The 17,859-nt window shown below is 60.2% G+C and carries 16 protein-coding genes; 9 read left to right on the top strand and 7 right to left on the bottom strand.

The features are described from left to right. Window positions 1-75: 75 nt before the first annotated feature. On the bottom strand, window positions 76-936 hold the full coding sequence (locus tag AC30D9_RS10820) for a MurR/RpiR family transcriptional regulator (RefSeq protein ID WP_170842276.1): 861 nt from the start codon (window positions 934-936) through the stop codon (window positions 76-78). 196 nt (window positions 937-1,132) lie between these two features. Here AC30D9_RS10820 and zwf point away from each other — a divergent pair, with 196 nt between their 5' ends. From zwf to AC30D9_RS10805, 3 genes are read left to right on the top strand one after another with little or no spacing between them, the layout of a single operon-like run. Further along, entirely contained in the window at window positions 1,133-2,602 is a 1,470-nt protein-coding gene (gene zwf, locus AC30D9_RS10815) for a glucose-6-phosphate dehydrogenase (RefSeq protein WP_109755749.1), read from the top strand. Next, window positions 2,589-3,302: a 6-phosphogluconolactonase gene (pgl, locus tag AC30D9_RS10810; RefSeq protein ID WP_134923097.1), complete on the top strand. Its 714-nt coding sequence runs from the start codon at window positions 2,589-2,591 to the stop codon at window positions 3,300-3,302. Before zwf ends, pgl begins: the two co-directional genes overlap by 14 nt. A 17-nt stretch (window positions 3,303-3,319) precedes the next feature. Further along, on the top strand, window positions 3,320-3,985 hold the full coding sequence (locus AC30D9_RS10805) for a bifunctional 4-hydroxy-2-oxoglutarate aldolase/2-dehydro-3-deoxy-phosphogluconate aldolase (protein WP_109755751.1): 666 nt from the start codon (window positions 3,320-3,322) through the stop codon (window positions 3,983-3,985). A gap of 192 nt (window positions 3,986-4,177) precedes the next feature. On the opposite strand, the gene AC30D9_RS10800 is transcribed toward AC30D9_RS10805, so the two are convergent. Both AC30D9_RS10800 and AC30D9_RS10795 read right to left on the bottom strand, forming a co-directional pair. Continuing rightward, window positions 4,178-5,365 carry an aminotransferase class V-fold PLP-dependent enzyme gene (locus AC30D9_RS10800; protein ID WP_307574830.1) on the bottom strand — a complete coding sequence of 396 codons (1,188 nt, stop codon included), beginning with the start codon at window positions 5,363-5,365 and terminating at the stop codon, window positions 4,178-4,180. A gap of 16 nt (window positions 5,366-5,381) precedes the next feature. After that, the gene (locus AC30D9_RS10795; RefSeq protein WP_027912035.1) at window positions 5,382-5,618 is read right to left on the bottom strand and encodes a DUF3820 family protein; all 237 of its coding nucleotides are present in this window, start codon (window positions 5,616-5,618) and stop codon (window positions 5,382-5,384) included. A 205-nt stretch (window positions 5,619-5,823) separates the two neighbouring features. Here AC30D9_RS10795 and AC30D9_RS10790 point away from each other — a divergent pair, with 205 nt between their 5' ends. The 4 genes from AC30D9_RS10790 (at window position 5,824) to AC30D9_RS10775 (ending at window position 9,749) form a co-directional block, all read left to right on the top strand. Continuing rightward, window positions 5,824-6,294 (top strand): ferritin-like domain-containing protein, encoded by a 471-nt coding sequence (locus tag AC30D9_RS10790; protein ID WP_307574826.1) that lies wholly within the window; start codon window positions 5,824-5,826, stop codon window positions 6,292-6,294. Window positions 6,295-6,682: 388 nt separating this feature from the next. After that, window positions 6,683-8,683, top strand: coding sequence for an FUSC family protein (locus AC30D9_RS10785; RefSeq protein WP_307574824.1), 2,001 nt, complete (start codon window positions 6,683-6,685; stop codon window positions 8,681-8,683). Beyond that, a complete protein-coding gene (locus tag AC30D9_RS10780; RefSeq protein WP_192262244.1) occupies window positions 8,670-8,876 on the top strand; it encodes a DUF1656 domain-containing protein in 207 nt (68 codons plus the stop codon). Before AC30D9_RS10785 ends, AC30D9_RS10780 begins: the two co-directional genes overlap by 14 nt. Before the next feature lie 9 nt (window positions 8,877-8,885). Further along, on the top strand, window positions 8,886-9,749 hold the full coding sequence (locus tag AC30D9_RS10775) for an efflux RND transporter periplasmic adaptor subunit (protein WP_109755755.1): 864 nt from the start codon (window positions 8,886-8,888) through the stop codon (window positions 9,747-9,749). A gap of 154 nt (window positions 9,750-9,903) precedes the next feature. On the opposite strand, the gene AC30D9_RS10770 is transcribed toward AC30D9_RS10775, so the two are convergent. Then, window positions 9,904-10,374 (bottom strand): MaoC family dehydratase, encoded by a 471-nt coding sequence (locus AC30D9_RS10770; protein WP_092166033.1) that lies wholly within the window; start codon window positions 10,372-10,374, stop codon window positions 9,904-9,906. Window positions 10,375-10,418: 44 nt separating this feature from the next. Beyond that, window positions 10,419-11,363, bottom strand: a complete 945-nt coding sequence (locus AC30D9_RS10765) for an alpha/beta hydrolase (protein WP_490144020.1) — start codon at window positions 11,361-11,363, stop codon at window positions 10,419-10,421. A 215-nt stretch (window positions 11,364-11,578) separates the two neighbouring features. Here AC30D9_RS10765 and fadD2 point away from each other — a divergent pair, with 215 nt between their 5' ends. Then, a complete protein-coding gene (gene fadD2 / locus AC30D9_RS10760) occupies window positions 11,579-13,267 on the top strand; it encodes a long-chain-fatty-acid--CoA ligase FadD2 (protein ID WP_109755757.1) in 1,689 nt (562 codons plus the stop codon). A gap of 369 nt (window positions 13,268-13,636) precedes the next feature. Continuing rightward, window positions 13,637-15,328 (top strand): long-chain-fatty-acid--CoA ligase FadD1, encoded by a 1,692-nt coding sequence (gene fadD1 / locus AC30D9_RS10755; protein WP_109755758.1) that lies wholly within the window; start codon window positions 13,637-13,639, stop codon window positions 15,326-15,328. Window positions 15,329-15,687: 359 nt separating this feature from the next. Here fadD1 and AC30D9_RS10750 read toward each other — a convergent pair whose 3' ends face one another. Then, window positions 15,688-15,888 (bottom strand): hypothetical protein, encoded by a 201-nt coding sequence (locus tag AC30D9_RS10750; RefSeq protein ID WP_109755759.1) that lies wholly within the window; start codon window positions 15,886-15,888, stop codon window positions 15,688-15,690. A gap of 36 nt (window positions 15,889-15,924) precedes the next feature. Then, window positions 15,925-17,823, bottom strand: coding sequence for an MAC/perforin domain-containing protein (locus AC30D9_RS10745; protein ID WP_134923103.1), 1,899 nt, complete (start codon window positions 17,821-17,823; stop codon window positions 15,925-15,927). Between the last annotated feature and the right edge of the window lie 36 nt (window positions 17,824-17,859).

Here is a 17,859-nt window from a genome sequence, read left to right as displayed (position 1 = left end):
ACAGAACTTGTGATTAACATAGACCTTGTGGGAGCGGGCTTGCTCGCGAAGACGGACTATAGATTCTGGATCGAGTCAGTTGAACTCATCCCCCACCGGATACCGGCTGGCATTCAGGCTTTCCTTGATCTTGCGCAAATGCGGTTGGAAGTCCACGCCCCGGCGCAAGGTCATGCCGGTGGCGAGCACGTCCAGCACGGTGAGCTGGATGATCCGCGAGGTCATCGGCATATAGATGTCGGTGTCTTCGGGCAACGGAATATTCAGGCTCAGGGTACTGGCCTTGGCCAGGGGCGAGCCTTCGGCGGTCAGGCCCAACACCGAAGCGCCGTTTTCCCGAGCGATACGCGCCACTTCCACCAGCTCACGGGTACGGCCGGTGTAGGAAATGATCACGAACAATTCGCCTGTATGGGCCACCGAGGCGATCATGCGTTGCATCAGCACATCGGCATGGGCGGTCACCGCCAGATTGAAGCGGAAAAACTTGTGCTGGGCATCCAGCGCCACTGGAGCGGAGGCGCCGAGGCCGAAGAAGTGGATCTGCCGGGCCTGGATCAGCAGGTCCACGGCACGACTGATCAAATTGGGATCAAGGGCCTGGCAGGCGCTGTCCAATGAGGCAATCGCGCTGCCAAAGATTTTCCGGGTGTAGGCTTCCGGGTTGTCGTCGGCTTCCACCGCACGGCTGACATAAGCGGCGCCGCTGGCCAGGCTTTGGGCCAGTTGCAGCTTGAGTTCCGGGTAGCCGCTGACGCCGAACGAGCGGCAGAAACGGTTGACGGTCGGTTCGCTGACCGAAGCGGCCTGGGCGAGGGCAGCGATACTGAAGCGGGTCGCCTGCTGCGGGTTGAGCAGGATGATCTCGGCCACCTTGCGTTCAGCCTTGTTCAGGTCTTCAAGGCGACTCTGGATCTGTTCCAGTAAATTTCGCACGCGGTCCATACAAGATTCCTAGAAAGACGGGTCTTTGATACGACCCTTTGCGGTGGCCTATCCTACTGATGGCTCCGGCGGACCACCACTCGGAATCGGTATTTTCGAAAAATGTTGTGGTTATTACTACATTTTTCCTTGAGTGATACCTTGAAAAAAGGTATTTGTAGTTTAACTTGATAAAAGAACAAACATCATGCCTTCGATTACGGTTGAACCGTGCACCTTTGCCTTGTTCGGCGCGTTGGGCGATCTGGCCTTGCGCAAGCTCTTTCCTGCCCTGTATCAACTCGATGGCGCCCAATTGTTGCACGAGGACACGCGGATCATTGCGCTGGCCCGTGAACCCGGCAGCGAGCAGCAGCACCTGACATTCATCGCCGCCGAGCTGCGTCGCTACGTGGGTGAAAAAGACCTGGACGAAGCCGTACTCGAGCGCTTCCTGGCACGATTGACCTACCTGCACGTGGATTTCCTCAAGGCCGACGATTACGTCGCCCTGGCCGAAGCGGTCGGTTCGACCCAGCAGGTCATTGCTTATTTCGCCACCCCCGCGGCGGTGTATGGGGCGATCTGCGAGAACCTGGCGAAGGTCGGCTTGAGCGAAAACACTCGGGTCGTGCTGGAAAAACCCATCGGCTCGGACCTGGAGTCCTCGCGCAAGGTCAACGATGCCGTAGCGCAGTTCTTCCCGGAAAACCGCACCTATCGCATTGACCATTACCTGGGCAAAGAGACGGTCCAGAACCTGATCGCGCTGCGGTTCGCCAACAGCCTGTTCGAAACCCAGTGGAACCAGAATTACATTTCCCATGTGGAAATCACCGTGGCCGAGAAGGTTGGCATCGAAGGCCGCTGGGGCTATTTCGACAAGGCTGGCCAACTGCGGGACATGATCCAGAACCACTTGCTGCAGCTGCTTTGCCTGATCGCCATGGACCCACCGGCCGACTTGTCCGCCGACAGCATCCGTGACGAGAAGGTCAAGGTGCTCAAGGCCTTGGCGCCGATCAGCCCGGAAGGCCTGACCACCCAAGTGGTGCGCGGCCAGTACATCGCGGGTCACAGCGAGGGCAAGGCAGTGCCGGGCTACCTCGAAGAACCCAACTCCAACACCCAGAGCGACACCGAGACGTTCGTCGCGCTGCGTGCCGACATCCGCAACTGGCGTTGGGCCGGAGTGCCGTTTTACCTGCGTACCGGCAAGCGCATGCCGCAGAAGCTGTCGCAGATCGTCATTCACTTCAAGGAACCGTCCCACTACATCTTCGCCCCCGAGCAGCGCTTGCAGATCAGCAACAAGCTGATCATCCGCCTGCAACCGGACGAAGGGATTTCCTTGCGGGTGATGACCAAGGAGCAGGGCCTGGACAAGGGCATGCAATTGCGCAGCGGTCCGCTGCAACTCAACTTCTCCGACACTTATCGCAGCGCACGGATTCCCGATGCCTACGAGCGGTTGTTGCTGGAAGTCATGAACGGCAATCAGAACCTGTTTGTCCGTAAAGACGAAATTGAAGCCGCGTGGACGTGGTGTGACCAGTTGATCGCCGGGTGGAAAAAATCCGGCGATGCGCCCAAGCCGTATGCGGCCGGGTCCTGGGGGCCGATGAGCTCCATTGCACTGATCACGCGGGATGGGAGGTCGTGGTATGGCGATATCTGAAGTGAAACTGCCCCAGGGCGTCAGCGCCCATGAATTCAAGAACCCGGTGCTGCTGGCCGAAGGCCTGGCGCTGAACGTGGCCGAGCAGTTGCGCAACGCGATCGACGCGCGTGGTACGGCGACCCTGGTGGTGTCCGGTGGCCGCAGCCCGGTGGCGTTCTTCCAGCACCTGGCCAAGCAGGCATTGGACTGGTCCAAAGTGGTGGTCAGCCTGGCCGACGAGCGCTGGGTACCGGTTGAACACGCTGACAGCAACGCCGGCCTGCTCAAGCGCTACCTGCTGCAAGGCGCCGCGGCCAAGGCCCAGTTCCTCAGCCTCTACAGCGCCAGCGCCAACCTGGAAGCGGCTGCCGAGCAGGCCGATCGTTTGCTGGCCGAGCTGCCGCCGATCGATGTGCTGGTACTGGGCATGGGCGATGACGGGCACACCGCCTCGCTGTTCCCCGACAGCCCGAACCTGGCCCAGGCCCTGGATGCCAACGGCACACGCCGTTGCTGGCCGATGCTGGCGCCGACCGTGCCACACCAGCGCTTGACCATGAGCCGCGCCTTGCTGGCTTCGGCGCAACACAAAGTGCTGTCGATTTCCGGTCAGTCGAAATTGACCACTCTGAACGCCGCGGTGGCGGGTGACGATGTTGCCCAAATGCCGATCCGCGCGTTTTTGCAACCTACGTTAGAGATTTACTGGTGCCCATGAACCAAGGATCAGCCGCTATGACAAACCCATCCCCGACCGTTTCCATGGCGGACAAAGTTGCCCTGATCGACAGCCTCTGCGCCAAGGCGCGGATCCTGCCGGTGATCACCATCGCCCGTGAGCAGGACATCCTGCCGCTGGCCGATGCTCTGGCCGCCGGTGGCCTGACGGCGCTGGAAGTGACGCTGCGCTCCCAATACGGCCTCAAGGCCATCCAGGTGCTGCGCGAGCAGCGTCCGGAACTGGTGACCGGCGCGGGCACGGTGCTTGACCGTCACATGTTGGAGGCCGCCGAGGTCGCGGGCTCGCAGTTCATCGTCACCCCAGGCATCACCCGTGATTTGCTTGAGGCCAGCGTCCATAGCTCGATCCCGTTGCTGCCAGGCATCAGCAACGCCTCGGGCATCATGGAAGGCTACGGCCTGGGTTATCGCCGCTTCAAACTGTTCCCGGCTGAGGTCAGCGGCGGTGTCGCGGCGATCAAGGCCTTGGGCGGCCCGTTCGGCGAAGTGAAATTCTGCCCGACCGGCGGCGTGAGCCCGGCCAACATCAAGAGCTACATGGCGTTGAAAAATGTGATGTGCGTGGGCGGAAGCTGGATGCTTGATCCGGAGTGGATCAAGAACGGCGACTGGGCCCGCATCCAGGAATGCACCGCCGAGGCCCTGGCGCTGCTGGACTGATTGCTTTACCGAAACCTCGTTGGGTGTTCTACGGCTTTACGGTGCGCTTGGTCGGCGCGCCGTTTTTTTTTGCCCGTGTTTTGTGGCGAGGGGATTCATCCCCGTTGGGTCGCGTAGCGGCCCCATTGTTTTTGGGCCTGTTTCGCAGCCCAACGGGGCGGTGCGACGTTTCGCTAAATCCCCTCGCCACAACTATGTTCGGCTCAGGGCAATCAGTGCTTCAGTCAACCGCTCGATATCACTGGCCAAGGTAATCAACCCAGGGGTAATGCGGATGCATGGCCCGACGCTGGTATTGCGCACCACGGTGAAGATCCCATGCTCATTGAGCAATCGATCAGCCATCAATTGTTGATCGGCCTGGGCGGTGAAGCGCATCGCGGTGATGCCGCAATAGAGACGCCGGTCATCCGGGGTCATGACTTCGATACCCGGTACATCGCGCACAGCGCTCACCCACAGGTCGCGCAGATAACAGAGGCGCGTGCCCTTGGCCGAAGCGCCGCCCAGGGCCCGGTGTTCTTCGAATACCAGGGGCAGGGTGAGCAGGGCAGGGATGTTGGGCGTGCTGTGGGGCGTGCGCGAGCGGACGTCGGTGGAGGGGTAGCTGTCTTCGTCCATGTCCGGGTCGATGTCGGCCAACCGCTGCGGGGCGATGTACAGGAAGCCCTGGGAGAGAGGGCCACCGATCCACTTCTGCAGGTTGAACCCGGCAAATTCGATTCCCAGCTTCTTCAGGTCGAAATCGATCTGGCCCAGGGCGTGGGCACCATCGAGGATGATATCGACGGCAAACTCCCGGGCATTCTCGGCAATGGCCTGGACCGGCATCACCAGCCCGGTGAGGTGGTTGACGAAGGTTAGCGCCATGAGCTTGAGACGCGGGTGGCGAATGAACGCTTCGCGATAAGTACCCACCAGGCTTTCGAAACTGGCAGGGTGCTGGTGGACGATTTCGATCACCTCCACGCCTCGCTGGCGGGCCAGCCAGCGCATTGCGCTTTTGACCGAGGCATATTCCAGATCGCAGATCAGCACTTGATCGCCCGGCTTCAGACCGTTGTAGTTGCGAATCAGCGTCTGCAAGGCATCCACCGCGCTGCCAGCCAACGCCACGCTCTGGGGTGAAGCGTGGATCAGCCGGGCGATCTGCTGACGAATGGCTTCACCGTGTTCACGGTCGAAATGCTGGCGCACATACACCGAATTGCTCCGATTGATGAATTCGATATGGCGCTGGTACTCCTCCACCACAGTCCGGGACATGCGCCCGAAGTAGCCGTTTTCCAGATTGAGTGGCCCGGCGGGATCGACATCGTATCGACCGACAAATGTCTGCCAGAAAGCTTCATCGTAGGCGCGTAGGGTGTTTTCGGGCATGACAGGGCTCAATTGGTCAGGGGCGAGGCTTGGGTTTGCCGTGTTTGGCGCGCAAGGGATCGAGCAGGTCCGAAAGCCCGTTGTGGTCGATTTCCTGCATCAGCGCCAGCAAACCGCCCAGTTCTCCGTGGGGGAAGCCTTCGCGGGCGAACCAGTTCAGGTATTGACCGGGCAGGTCGGCCAGGATTCGGCCCTTGTACTTACCGAAGGGCATCTGGCGCGTAACGAGCAATTCGAGCTTTTCCGGGTTCATGGCAATCGTCTTGATTCAAACAGCTTGGAAAATACAGGCATTCTGCATGCAGGCCAAATGACAGATCATGCAAATAACGCGGATACAGATTTCAGGGTGTTTATTAACTTATTGATTTTTAATTATTTTTTTTGGAGTTGATGGCTGGCATGGCTGATGCAATATCCCTTGCAGGTTTTCTATTCACCAGCAAAGGAACTGAAAAATGACTGACATCAACAAAGAATCCATCTCCGTCTTGAACGACCTGATCGAGACCTGCAAGGATGGCCAGGAAGGCTTCAAGACTTGCGCTGAAGACATCAAGCATCCGGAACTCAAGTCCCTGTTCGTTCAACGTGCCGCTGATTGCGCAACCGCCGCGGCCGAGCTGCAAGCTGCCGTTCGCTCGCTGGGTGGCGATCCGGAAACCTCCACCAGCGTCGCCGGTGACCTGCACCGTCGTTGGGTGGACGTGAAATCCATGTTTACTGGCAAGGATGAAGAAGCAGTGCTCAACGAAGCCGAGCGCGGCGAAGACCATGCGCTGAAGGCCTACAAGGAAGCGCTGGAGAAAATCACCAAGCACAACCTGGTCGGTATTCGTGACCTGGTTGAGCGCCAGTACCACGGTGTGCAACGCAACCATGACCAGGTCAAGGCCCTGCGTAACCAGGCCCGTGCGCGTGCTAGCTAACAACGCGTCCTGATCCAAAAAACGCCAGCCTGCCTGGCGTTTTTTTGTGGGGACGACTCAAATTTCAAGTGAACACTATTGTTATTGTGGCGAGAGAATTTATCCCCGCTGGGGTGCGAAGCAGCCCCAATTCCTCAATGCCGCAGTGGTGTGTCAACCCGTGCGCAGGGGACTGCTTCGCAGTCAGCTGGGAGAACCCCCCCTCGCCCAAGATCAGGGAGAGACAGGTTGATGGCATTCCAATTCACTTAGCATCAAACAGAAAAAGTGTTTGTTGAATCCAACAATAATCACCTCTGGACTCTAATAGGTAGCTAGCTAATAATTGCATCGCCTATCCCCCCGCATTGCATCTATTGTTACTGGCGTCCCCCAAAGAGTTTTTCGCGTGCCCATTACCTTCCAGGCCTTGTTCGCCCCCGACCGCCTCGCTCTGCAGTTCGCCATCAAGACCGTGCTTGGCGCCGGGCTGGCGTTGTGGCTGGCGTTGCGCTGGGGTCTGGAGCAGCCGTCATGGGCGCTGATGACCGCGATCATCGTCGCTCAGCCACTGTCCGGGATGGTGATGCAGAAGGGCTTGGCGCGATTGGTCGGCACGCTGGTGGGCACCGTCATGTCGGTGCTGTTCATGGGCCTGTTTGCCCAGGCGCCCTGGTTGTTCCTGCTGGCCCTGGCGCTCTGGCTGGGGTTGTGCACTGCCTGTTCGACGCTGCTGCGCAGTGCCTGGTCGTATTCATTCGTGCTGGCCGGCTACACGGTGGCGATCATTGCCCTGCCGGCCCTTTCCCATCCGCTGGGTGTGTTCGACCAGGCGGTAGCGCGCTGCACTGAGATCAGCCTGGGCATCGTCTGCGCCACGGCGGCCAGTGCCTTGCTCTGGCCGTTGCGGGTCGAGCGGCAATTGGCCGGCCAGGCTTTTGCTGCCTGGCAGAGTGGCATGCAGGCAGCCCGCGCCACCCTGGCTGGCGATGCCCAGGCCCGTAAAGGATTGCTGGAAATTCTTGGCAGGATTGTCGCGGTGGATGCCCAGCGCGAGCATGCCTGGTTCGAAGGCAGCCGTGGCCGACAGCGCGCCCGGGCCATCAGCGGCTTGAGCCAGAAATTGCTGATGTTGCTACGCCTTTCGCGTTCGGTGCGCCGGCAGTGGAAACAGCTCGAGCCCGAGGAGGCCGAGGCCCTCCAGCCATGGATGAACGAGGTGCGGCAAGCCCTCGACGCCGACAGTGCGACCCTGCAAGCCTTGCGCCCCCGGGTATGGGATGCGTCCCACGACCCGCAGTTCAGCGCGGCGCAAAGTTACTGCCTGGCGCGGTTCGCCTTGTTGCTCGATACCGCCCTGGCCGCCTGCGCAGCCTTGACGGCGGTACAGGAGGGCAGGGAAGCGGCGGACCCACCGCGAACCCTGGCGCCCCATCGGGATCTGTCCCTGGCGATAGTCTTCGGCGCACGCAGTGCCCTGGCGTTCCTGGTAGTTGCCTGTTTCTGGCTGGCGACCGCCTGGCCCGCCGCATCGGGCGCGATGCTACTGACGTGCGTGGTGTGCAGCTTGTTTGCCAGTCGTGAAAACGGCGCGCAAATCGGCATGAGTTTCCTGCGGGGGATCTTTTTGGCCGTGCCGACGGCGTTCGTGATCGGCGAGCTCGTGCTACCGCAATGGAGCAGTTTCGCGATGCTGTGCCTGGCCATGGGAGTGCCGTTGTTTTTTGGGGCATTGGGCATGGCCAAGCCGCAGATCTTCGCCACGGCGACGTCGTTCTGCCTGCATTTCGTGGTGCTGATATCGCCACTCAACACCATGAAGTACGACGTCGCGGCGTTCTTCAACAACGCCCAGGCCATGATGATTGGCGTGGGCGCGGCGGTGCTGGCCTTCAATCTGCTGATTTTGCGCAATCCGGCCTGGCACAGCCGCCGCCTGCTGGCCGCGACCCTTCACGACCTGGTGCGCCTGACCCATCGCCGCTTGCAGGGTGCCGAGAGTTGGTTCGGCGGGCGCATGGCCGACCGGCTGTTGCAGCTGGCCAGGCATTACCCTGAACTGCCGGTGCAGGCGCGTAGCCGTTGGGATGATGGCTTGCTGGGCCTGGACATTGGCGATGAGCTGTTGCATTTGCGCCTGAGCCTGGCCGTCGCCCAAGTGCCCGATACCCGGGCGCAGCGACGTTATTTCGAAGCGCTGGAGCAGGTGCTCGAACGTGGCCCGGTCGGTGACCAGGCCGATGCGTTGGCTGCGGCGAGCACGGAGTTCCTGAACGTGTTATCGACCCAACCACCCGGTGACGCCTTGAAGCTGGCCCAGGGCGCGGTGGTGCAATTGCAAAACAGCTGGCGCGCCTGGTGCCGCCAGCACGAACCTGAACGACGGGAGCACAGCCATGGGCTTGCGTGAGTGGTCGATTGGCGGGGTGTTGCTCAGCCCGTTCCTGATTTATGTGGTGCTGGCATTGCTGGTGACCGGCGCGTTGCGCCTGTTGCTCAGCCTGTTGCCGGCCGGGCGCTGGATCTGGCATGAAGCCTTGTTCGACTGCGCCCTGTATGTCTGTGTACTGACCGTTATTACCGTGGTCCTCGGGCCGCTATAGGAGTTGAACATGCGTACATCCGTACGTGTCGCCGTCACGCTGTGCATGGTGGCCGTGGCGATCTTCGCCGGGTTTCACCTGTGGCAGTACTACATGCTCACGCCCTGGACCCGCGATGCGCGGATCCGCGCCGACGTGGTGGTGATTGCACCCGATGTGTCGGGTTGGGTGCGCGAGCTCAAGGCTGTGGATAACCAGCAGGTCAAGGCCGGCGATGTGTTGCTGAGTATCGATCGTGAGCGTTTCGAGGCGGCGTTGGAGAAAGCCCGGGCGGTGGTCCAGACGCGCCAGCAGCAACTGAGCCTGCGCGAACACGAAGCCAGCCGCCGCGCGGCCTTGGGGCCCCAGGCCATCAGTGCCGAACTGCGGGAAAACGCCCAGATCAACGCTGGCATCGCCCGAGGCGAACTGCGTGAAGCCCAGGCCGAGGCCAAGGTGGCCGAGCTCAACCTGGCCCGCAGCCAGGTCCTGGCCCCACGCAACGGCCACATCACCAACCTGCGCCTGGCCGAAGGCAACTACGTGAATGCCGGGCAGCCGGTGATGGCGCTGATCGATGACTCGACGTTCTATGTGCAGGCCTATTTCGAAGAAACCAAATTGCCGAGGATTCGCGTGGGCGATCCGGTCAAGATCTGGCTGATGAGCGCCGGCCATGCCTTGGAAGGCCATGTCGAAAGCATCAGCCGTGGCATTACCGACCGCAACACCAACCCCGATGCGCAACTGCTGGCAGAGGTCGAGCCGACTTTCAATTGGGTGCGCCTGGCCCAGCGGATACCCGTGCGGATCAAGCTGGACAAGGTGCCGGAAGGGGTGAACCTGAGTGCCGGGATGACGGCGAGCGTGCAGGTGCGTGAAGACCAACCGTAACTTTGTGGCGAGGGGATTTATCCCCGTTGGGGCGCGAAGCGGCCCCAATATCTCAAGGCCTCTGAGGTGTGTCAGCCCGAGCGCAGGGGGCTGCTGCGCAGCCCTGCGGGGATAAATCCCCTCGCCACATGTCATTCACTTTAGAGGGTGGTAATCAGCCGACAGTAATCGCCGGCAACGTCGGCAAGGTCACTGTCTGCTGTTTGCGCGGGGCGAGGATTTCGGCTTCGCCGTCCACCACCAATTCATCGCGCTGGTTGAATACCCGCGTGGCGATGCGCACACGAAACTTCGGCATTTTCTCCAGGATTTCCAGGCGCACGGTCAGGGTGTCGCCGATCTTTACCGGTTTCTGGAAGCTCATCTGCTGGCCGATATAGATGGTGCCCGGCCCAGGCAACTCGCAGGCCACCGCCGCGCTGATCAGCGCACCGCTGAACATGCCATGAGCGATGCGCTCCTTGAACATGCTCGCTGCGGCGAACTCGGCGTCCAGGTGCACCGGGTTGTGATCGCCCGACATCGCTGCGAACAGCTGGATGTCACGCTCTTCGACGGTCTTGCTGTAGCTGGCGGTCTGGCCGATTTCGAGGGCTTCGTAAGGGGTGTTGGTAACCTGGGTCATCTGTTTCAGATCCTGTGACAGAGTAAAGGAGAAATGCTGCAAGCCTACTCGCTGCGTGGCGGCCGTTTGTGGCTCAGGGCCTGGGCTATCCAGGCCAGCACGTCGGCGGTCACTTCATCGCGGTTGGTTTCATTGAACAATTCGTGCCGGGCCTGCGGGTAAATCGTCAATTGCAGGTGCTGGCTGCCGGCGTCACGCAGAGCGTCAGCCAGATCCTTCAGACGCTTGCCTTCGCTCACCGGATCACATTCGCCACCGATCACCAGCAGGGGCAGGCCCGGATCGATCTGGGCGAGATTGGACGCTTTGCTGATTTGCTGCAACCCGCCGAGCAGATCGACCCACAGTTGGTTGGTGCAGCGAAAGCCGCACAGCGGATCGTGGACGTACTTGTCGACTTCGGCCGGATCGCGACTGAGCCAGTCGAAGGGAGTACGCGTGGGTTTGAATTTCTTGTTGAAACTGCCGAACGACAGCCACTCGATCAGGGCACTGCGCCCCGTGGCACCCTGGCGCCAGCGTTCGAAGCGGGCGATCAGGCGAGCGCTGCGGTAAAGCGCCACCGGCTGAAAGTTCGAGCCGCTGAGGATCGCCCCGTGCAGGCTGGCGCTGTGATGCAACAGGTAACCCTGGGCGATGTAGCTGCCCATGCTGTGGCCCAGCAGCAGGATGGGGGTATCGGGGTATTGCTGGACGATATGGTGGTTGAGGCTGGCCAGGTCGCCCACGACCTTGGCCCAGCCGTCCTCGTCGGCAAAATGGCCGAGAATCCCTTCCTCGCCGGTCTTGCCGTGGCCGCGCAGATCCATGGCGCAGACGCCGTAGCCGGCGTCGCACAGCGCTTGGGCCAGGCGTGTGTAGCGACCGCTGTGTTCGGCCATGCCGTGGGCCAGCATGATCACCGCCAATGGGGCGGAGTCGGGCAACCACTGGTTGACGAACAGGCGGCTATGGTCGGTTGCTGTCAGCCAGAACGTTTGGTGGATCATGGCGATTCCTTTGCACAAGGTCAGACGCAGCGTCGCAGCATTGTATAGCGCATCCGTTGCGTCTCGTCTGAACCGAGGCAGGAAGATTCACACAATCTATGACGCAGGTCGCCATATTTGCCTGATTGGCTATAGCTGCTAGTGTCCCAAGAGCTCCGCCTCTGCAAGCGACACAGAAGCGGCCCGGATACGCTCAGGTAAAGAGGACAAAAACAATGCAGCCTGATTTCTGGAATGACAAACGCCCGGCCGGCGTGCCCCTGGATGTTGACCTTGGGGGCTACAAGTCGGTGGTCGAGGTGTTCGAGCGTTCCTGCAAGAAATTCGCCGACCGTCCGGCCTTCAGCAACATGGGGGTGACCCTCACGTATGCCGAGCTCGAACGCTACAGCGCGGCCTTCGCCGGTTACCTGCAAGCCCATACCGACCTGGCACCGGGCGATCGTATCGCGGTACAGATGCCCAACATCCTGCAATACCCGATCGCCGTGTTCGGTGCCTTGCGCGCCGGGCTGATCGTGGTCAATACCAACCCGCTGTACACCGCGCGGGAAATGCGTCATCAGTTCAAGGACTCCGGTGCTCGCGCGCTGGTGTACCTGAACATGTTCGGGCAGAAGGTCCAGGAGGTGCTGCCCGATACGGATCTGCAGTACCTGATCGAAGCGAAGATGGGCGACCTGATGCCCGGCGCCAAGGGCTGGCTGGTCAACACGATGGTGAGCAAGGTCAAGAAAATGGTCCCGGCCTATTCGCTGCCCCAGGCCATTTCCTTCAAGAGCGCCTTGCGCCTGGGACGTGGCCAGGGCATCAAGCCGCTGAAAGTCGGTCTCGATGACATTGCGGTGTTGCAATACACCGGCGGCACCACCGGGCTGGCCAAGGGCGCGATGCTGACCCACGGCAATCTGGTGGCCAACATGCAACAGGCCCGGGCTTGCCTGGGGCAGCTCGGCGATGACGGTCATCCACTGCTGCGCGAAGGCCAGGAAGTCATGATCGCGCCGCTGCCGCTCTACCATATCTATGCGTTCACGGCGAACTGCATGTGCATGATGGTGACCGGCAACCACAACGTGCTGATCACCAATCCACGGGACATCGGTGGTTTCATCAAGGAACTGAAGAACTGGCGTTTCTCGTTGCTGCTGGGGCTCAACACGCTGTTCGTGGCGCTGATGGATCATCCGGATTTCAAGACCCTGGATTTTTCCCACCTCAAGGTCACCAACTCAGGCGGCACTGCGCTGATCAAGGCCACCGCCGAGCGCTGGGAGCAGATCACCGGTTGCGGCATTACCGAGGGTTATGGCCTGACCGAAACCTCGCCGGTGGCCTGTGCCAATCCCTATGGCGGCAAATCCCGGCTGGGTACCGTGGGGATGCCGGTGCCAGGCACGCTGATGAAAGTGATCGACGACGCAGGTGTCGAGCAGCCCCTGGGTGAGCGCGGCGAATTGTGCATCAAGGGTCCGCAGATCATGAAAGGCTACTGGAACAAGCCCGAGGCCACGGCCGAAGTGCTGGACAGTGAGGGCTGGTTCAAGTCTGGCGATATCGCGGTGATCGACCCGGACGGTTTCGTGCGCATCGTCGACCGCAAGAAGGACATGATCATCGTCTCGGGTTTCAATGTGTACCCCAACGAGATCGAAGACGTGGTGATGGCCCACCCCAAGGTGGCCAACTGTGCGGTGATCGGTGTGCCGGACGAGCGTTCGGGGGAGGCAGTGAAACTGTTCGTGGTGGCGCGCGAAAGCGGGGTCAGCCTTGAAGAGCTCAAGGCCTACTGCAAGGAGAATTTCACCGGCTACAAGATTCCCAAGCACATCGTGTTGCGAGAGTCGCTGCCGATGACGCCGGTGGGCAAGATTCTGCGGCGGGAGTTGCGGGATATCGCCTGACGCCAGAGAGGTCCCGTAGAAGACCCTGTGGGAGCGAGCCTGCTCGCGATTGCGGTATATCAGTGACAGAGATGTTGGCTGGTACACCGCAATCGCGAGCAGGCTCGCTCCCACAGCTGTTTGTGTATTCAGAGCGATTTAGTGGGTTTTGGAATTTTTACTCTAAAAGTGACCATTGCACATTCTTGAGTCATGTTTATGACCGTGAGGCCCACTTTTGGCTCTAGGCGACCCTTGGCAAAGCTGCTACTCTCGGCGCGCTTTTGTGACTTCTCGGCCTTGATTCAAGCCAGATTCACCAATAAACACACACCAATAATAATCGCATCAAATGCGGTGAGAATTCGCGTTGCTGAGGAGTGGGCTTCCATGATCGAAGACTTTTGGAAGGATAAGTACCCAGCTGGGATTGCTGCCGACATCAATCCAGATGAGTATCCGAATATTCAGGCGGTGTTGAAGCAGTCCTGCCAACGCTTTGCCGACAAGCCGGCATTCAGCAACCTCGGCAAGACGATCACCTACGGTGAACTCTACGAGTTGTCCGGGGCCTTTGCCGCATACCTGCAACAGCATACCGATTTACAGCCGGGCGATCGAATCGCCGTGCAACTGCCCAACGTTCTCCAGTATCCGGTGGCCGTGTTCGGTGCTATTCGCGCCGGGCTGATCGTGGTCAATACCAACCCGTTGTACACCGCGCGGGAAATGGAACACCAGTTCAACGACTCCGGGGCCAAGGCGCTGGTGTGCCTGGCGAACATGGCGCACCTGGCCGAGACCGTGGTGCCCAAGACTGGGGTCAAGCACGTCATCGTCACCGAAGTCGCCGACCTGCTGCCGCCGCTCAAGCGCCTGTTGATCAACAGCGTGATCAAGTACGTCAAGAAGATGGTCCCGGCCTACCACTTGCCCAAGGCCGTCAAGTTCAACGACGTGCTGAGCAAAGGTCATGGCCAACCCGTGAACGAAGCCAACCCCACCAGCGACGATGTGGCTGTGCTGCAATACACCGGCGGCACCACTGGCGTGGCCAAGGGCGCGATGCTCAGCCACCGCAACCTGGTGGCGAACATGTTGCAGTGCAAGGCGCTGATGGGCTCCAACCTCAATGAAGGTTGCGAAGTGCTGATCACGCCGCTGCCGCTGTACCACATCTATGCCTTCACCTTTCATTGCATGGCGATGATGCTGATCGGCAACCACAACATCCTGATCAGCAACCCGCGCGACCTTTCGGCGATGGTCAAGGAGTTGTCGAAGTGGAAGTTCAGCGGTTTCGTCGGCCTCAATACGCTGTTCGTCGCCCTGTGCAACAACGAAGCCTTCCGCAAGCTGGACTTCTCGGCACTGAAAGTCACCCTGTCCGGCGGCATGGCCCTGCAACTGGCAGCGGCTGAACGTTGGAAAGCGGTGACCGGCTGCCCGATCTGCGAGGGCTATGGCATGACCGAAACCAGCCCGGTGGCTACCGTCAACCCGATCCAGAACATCCAGGTCGGTACCATCGGCATTCCGGTGCCGTCGACGCTGTGCAAGGTGATCAATGACGCGGGCGTCGAACAGCCGTTGGGCGAAATCGGCGAGTTGTGTGTGAAAGGTCCGCAGGTCATGAAGGGCTACTGGCAGCGCCAGGAAGCCACCGACGAGATCCTCGACAGCGAAGGCTGGCTCAAGACCGGCGATATCGCGGTGATCCAGCCAGACGGCTACATGCGCATTGTCGATCGCAAGAAAGACATGATCCTGATCTCCGGCTTCAACGTGTACCCCAACGAACTGGAAGATGTGTTGGCAACCCTGCCGGGCGTGCTGCAATGCGCGGCCATCGGCATCCCGGACGAGAAGTCCGGCGAGGCGATCAAGATCTTTATCGTTGCACGGCCGGGTGTCACGTTGACCAAGGAACAGGTGATGGAACATATGCGCGCCAACGTCACCGGCTACAAGGTGCCCAAGGCCGTGGAGTTCCGCGACGCGTTGCCGACTACCAACGTGGGCAAGATTCTGCGGCGCGAATTGCGTGACGAAGAGCTCAGGAAGCTGGGGCTGAAGAAGTAAGACCGTTGCCAATGAAAAGCCCGGTTCTCGGCGCAATGCTGTTCACTTAAGGCGTGCCTGATTCATTGTGGCGAGGGGATTTATCCCCGTTGGGCTGCGTAGCGGCCCCAAAAGCTTGAATGCGATTCACCTGGCCCTGCGGCGACCGGGGTCAGGGCTGCTGCGCAGCCCAACGGGGATAAATCCCCTCGCCATAGGTTCATCTACCTTCTTCAGTGAACAGCATTACGGTTCTTGGCGGCAATGCCAGTCAGTCAAGCTGACTGGCATTGCCGCCAAGAACCGGGCTTTTTACATTCCCGCCGGTGAACGAAGTGGCGGGTCAGCTCCTTACTTCACGGCACCTGGAACACTTGCGCTCAGGCCGGCCAGATCTTGGCTCGGGCCGGCTGGCTGTCGAGAGGGAATTTATAGTCCTTGGTGTCCGAGGCCTCGATTTTAAAGTGCTTCAATGCAGCGGCGACCCATACTGCAGAGAGGTCGTGATTGGCGTATTTCTCTTTGCTGCAATAGGTAGTGCGGGTCGATTTCTGCAGAAACGACTGATATCCCTTAGGCATTTCAATACTCCTTTCAGATAGAGTTTCAGATAGGGGTCAGAGGACACGACTGACGTCACTTGGCGACCAGCGCATTTCCGTGTCCTGGCCACGGTACGACGCCACTTTCACGCGCCGATCTCCAAAGGCGCGCAGGTCCCAATTCGGCTGGTAAGACAGGCACAAAATGTAGGGGTAGCGCAGGTCCCACAGGTTGATATCGAGATTGGGCACGAAGGGGCGCAACACGGCTTCCTTCTCTTGGGCTGCGCCGTCACTGTCCCATTGCAGAACCCCGCAGGTCTGGGCGTTGATCAGATAGAAGGGGTGCATGCCGTATTTTGGCCCCGCCGGCTGCGCGTACCACAGCGCCTTGGCGCCATCGCCCGCGCTATCGTCTTCCAATGTGATGCGCTCCGGGACATGGGGGTCGACGGCGATCTGCCAGGTGTTCCAATGGTGGCTGCGGAACTTCAGGAAGGGGATGGCTTGCCCCTTGAAGATGTCGTTGCAAGTGAACTTCGCCGTACCGTCTTCAGTGGTATAGAGGTCGGCGTCAATCTCCAGCTCCGTGCGCAGTGTTCGTTCCGGATCGCCGAAGCCGATCACGTAGACATCCCCACCTTTGTCATGGGAGGTACCGTTGCCGTAGCCGATCAGCCCATAGCTGGCTCCAGCATAGGGGCATGGCACGCAGCGAAGGGAATCGTCGCGCCAGCGATGCAGTGTCGCCTCCGAGCCGCCGCATTTATTCTTCAGGAACGCGATGATGTGATCCGGCGGGCTATAGCGGCTTTCCCGCGGCCAGAATTGCGTCGCCAGCAGTACGATGGCGTGCTCAAGTCCCATGGACTCGACACCGGACTTGAACGTATTCCAGAACTGGTTGATGTCAGACACGGCGCTACCGATGGCGGGGGCTGCGAAATGCTCTTCCCGGCCCTGCAATGTCTTGCGATCAACCACCCGCACCTTGATCCCGGGCGTACCGACGGCTCCGCTCGCAAGCGCTTGCCGTGTCACGTTGCCGACGTCAAGGCTGCTGTAGCGCCAGGTCGAATGGACGCTCAGCGAGCGGCCCCTATAGTGGTCCAAGGCCGTCTGTGCCGCGATGCGCCGCTGCTTGTCGGCAATGAAGGCGTAGACAGGCTTGAATTCCCGCCCGACGACCACCGGTTTTTTCCCCACCGAAGCGATCCATTGGTTCGTCTTGCCGTCATACTTTTTCGGCTTGGTGAAGATGACGTCGGAGAAGATGTCGTTGTCGCCGCCCTCAGTGGTGACCGAGGCGTCGCGGCTCTCCATGTATTGCTTGCGCTCGACCGTATCGTCGATCGAACCATCGGCCGTGAAGAAGATGCCGTACTCGGCCTCCAGTTCGACCTTGATCTTTTCGAGTTCCGTCACTTTGGATTTCTGCACCAGGGCCTGGAAGTACAGATTGCCGCCCAGGGTGATCGAGGTCACCACGTCGGTCCCGAACAGGTCGAAGAACCGATAGAACGCATGCGCGTCCCCGGGGTTGAACGCCGTCGGCAGGCGGGCGACTTCTTCGCTGAACCTGGGCGAGAGCGCCGCGTCCGAGACCGCATCGAGCTTAGCGCCGCCGAAGATGAGGCGCAGGGTCCGCACGGCGGCCGTGTTGTCTTGGTGAGAGGTATATTTCTTTTCAAAGTTGAGGTGGAATTCGGCGGAAAATTCACCGTAGCTGGCACTTGAATTGAATTCGGCCTTTGTTGTGTGGCGATAGTCCAGAATCGATTGGAAGAACGATGAGTAATCTTCGCGTCGGGTATCCGTGTGCCGTTTGATGCCGGCGCCGGAGGTCGGGTCAAATACGCGTTCATCCGGTGCCCGGGCTGCGCTGAGGCGGTTTCGGCCATAGCCGAGATCGCCGTTGAGCGTGTTGTAATCCGCGACTTGGAGGACGCCTGGTATGTCCATTTTGTTATTCATGGTTTGCTCCTGCCCAATAATGGGTTGATAGATGTA

The organism is Pseudomonas sp. DF11 (assembly GCF_058148565.1).
This window is presented reverse-complemented; position numbering and strand designations above follow the sequence as displayed.

What these genes read in the sequence shown, in the direction of transcription:
- zwf (WP_109755749.1), top strand. Translation starts at nt 1,133, where the DNA reads ATGCCTTCGATTACGGTTGAACCGTGCACCTTTGCCTTGTTCGGCGCG.
- pgl (WP_134923097.1), top strand. Translation starts at nt 2,589, where the DNA reads ATGGCGATATCTGAAGTGAAACTGCCCCAGGGCGTCAGCGCCCATGAA.
- AC30D9_RS10805 (WP_109755751.1), top strand. Translation starts at nt 3,320, where the DNA reads ATGACAAACCCATCCCCGACCGTTTCCATGGCGGACAAAGTTGCCCTG.
- AC30D9_RS10800 (WP_307574830.1), bottom strand. Translation starts at nt 5,365, where the DNA reads ATGCCCGAAAACACCCTACGCGCCTACGATGAAGCTTTCTGGCAGACA.
- AC30D9_RS10795 (WP_027912035.1), bottom strand. Translation starts at nt 5,618, where the DNA reads ATGAACCCGGAAAAGCTCGAATTGCTCGTTACGCGCCAGATGCCCTTC.
- AC30D9_RS10790 (WP_307574826.1), top strand. Translation starts at nt 5,824, where the DNA reads ATGACTGACATCAACAAAGAATCCATCTCCGTCTTGAACGACCTGATC.
- AC30D9_RS10780 (WP_192262244.1), top strand. Translation starts at nt 8,670, where the DNA reads ATGGGCTTGCGTGAGTGGTCGATTGGCGGGGTGTTGCTCAGCCCGTTC.
- AC30D9_RS10775 (WP_109755755.1), top strand. Translation starts at nt 8,886, where the DNA reads ATGCGTACATCCGTACGTGTCGCCGTCACGCTGTGCATGGTGGCCGTG.
- AC30D9_RS10770 (WP_092166033.1), bottom strand. Translation starts at nt 10,374, where the DNA reads ATGACCCAGGTTACCAACACCCCTTACGAAGCCCTCGAAATCGGCCAG.
- AC30D9_RS10765 (WP_490144020.1), bottom strand. Translation starts at nt 11,363, where the DNA reads ATGATCCACCAAACGTTCTGGCTGACAGCAACCGACCATAGCCGCCTG.
- fadD2 (WP_109755757.1), top strand. Translation starts at nt 11,579, where the DNA reads ATGCAGCCTGATTTCTGGAATGACAAACGCCCGGCCGGCGTGCCCCTG.
- fadD1 (WP_109755758.1), top strand. Translation starts at nt 13,637, where the DNA reads ATGATCGAAGACTTTTGGAAGGATAAGTACCCAGCTGGGATTGCTGCC.
- AC30D9_RS10750 (WP_109755759.1), bottom strand. Translation starts at nt 15,888, where the DNA reads ATGCCTAAGGGATATCAGTCGTTTCTGCAGAAATCGACCCGCACTACC.
- AC30D9_RS10745 (WP_134923103.1), bottom strand. Translation starts at nt 17,823, where the DNA reads ATGAATAACAAAATGGACATACCAGGCGTCCTCCAAGTCGCGGATTAC.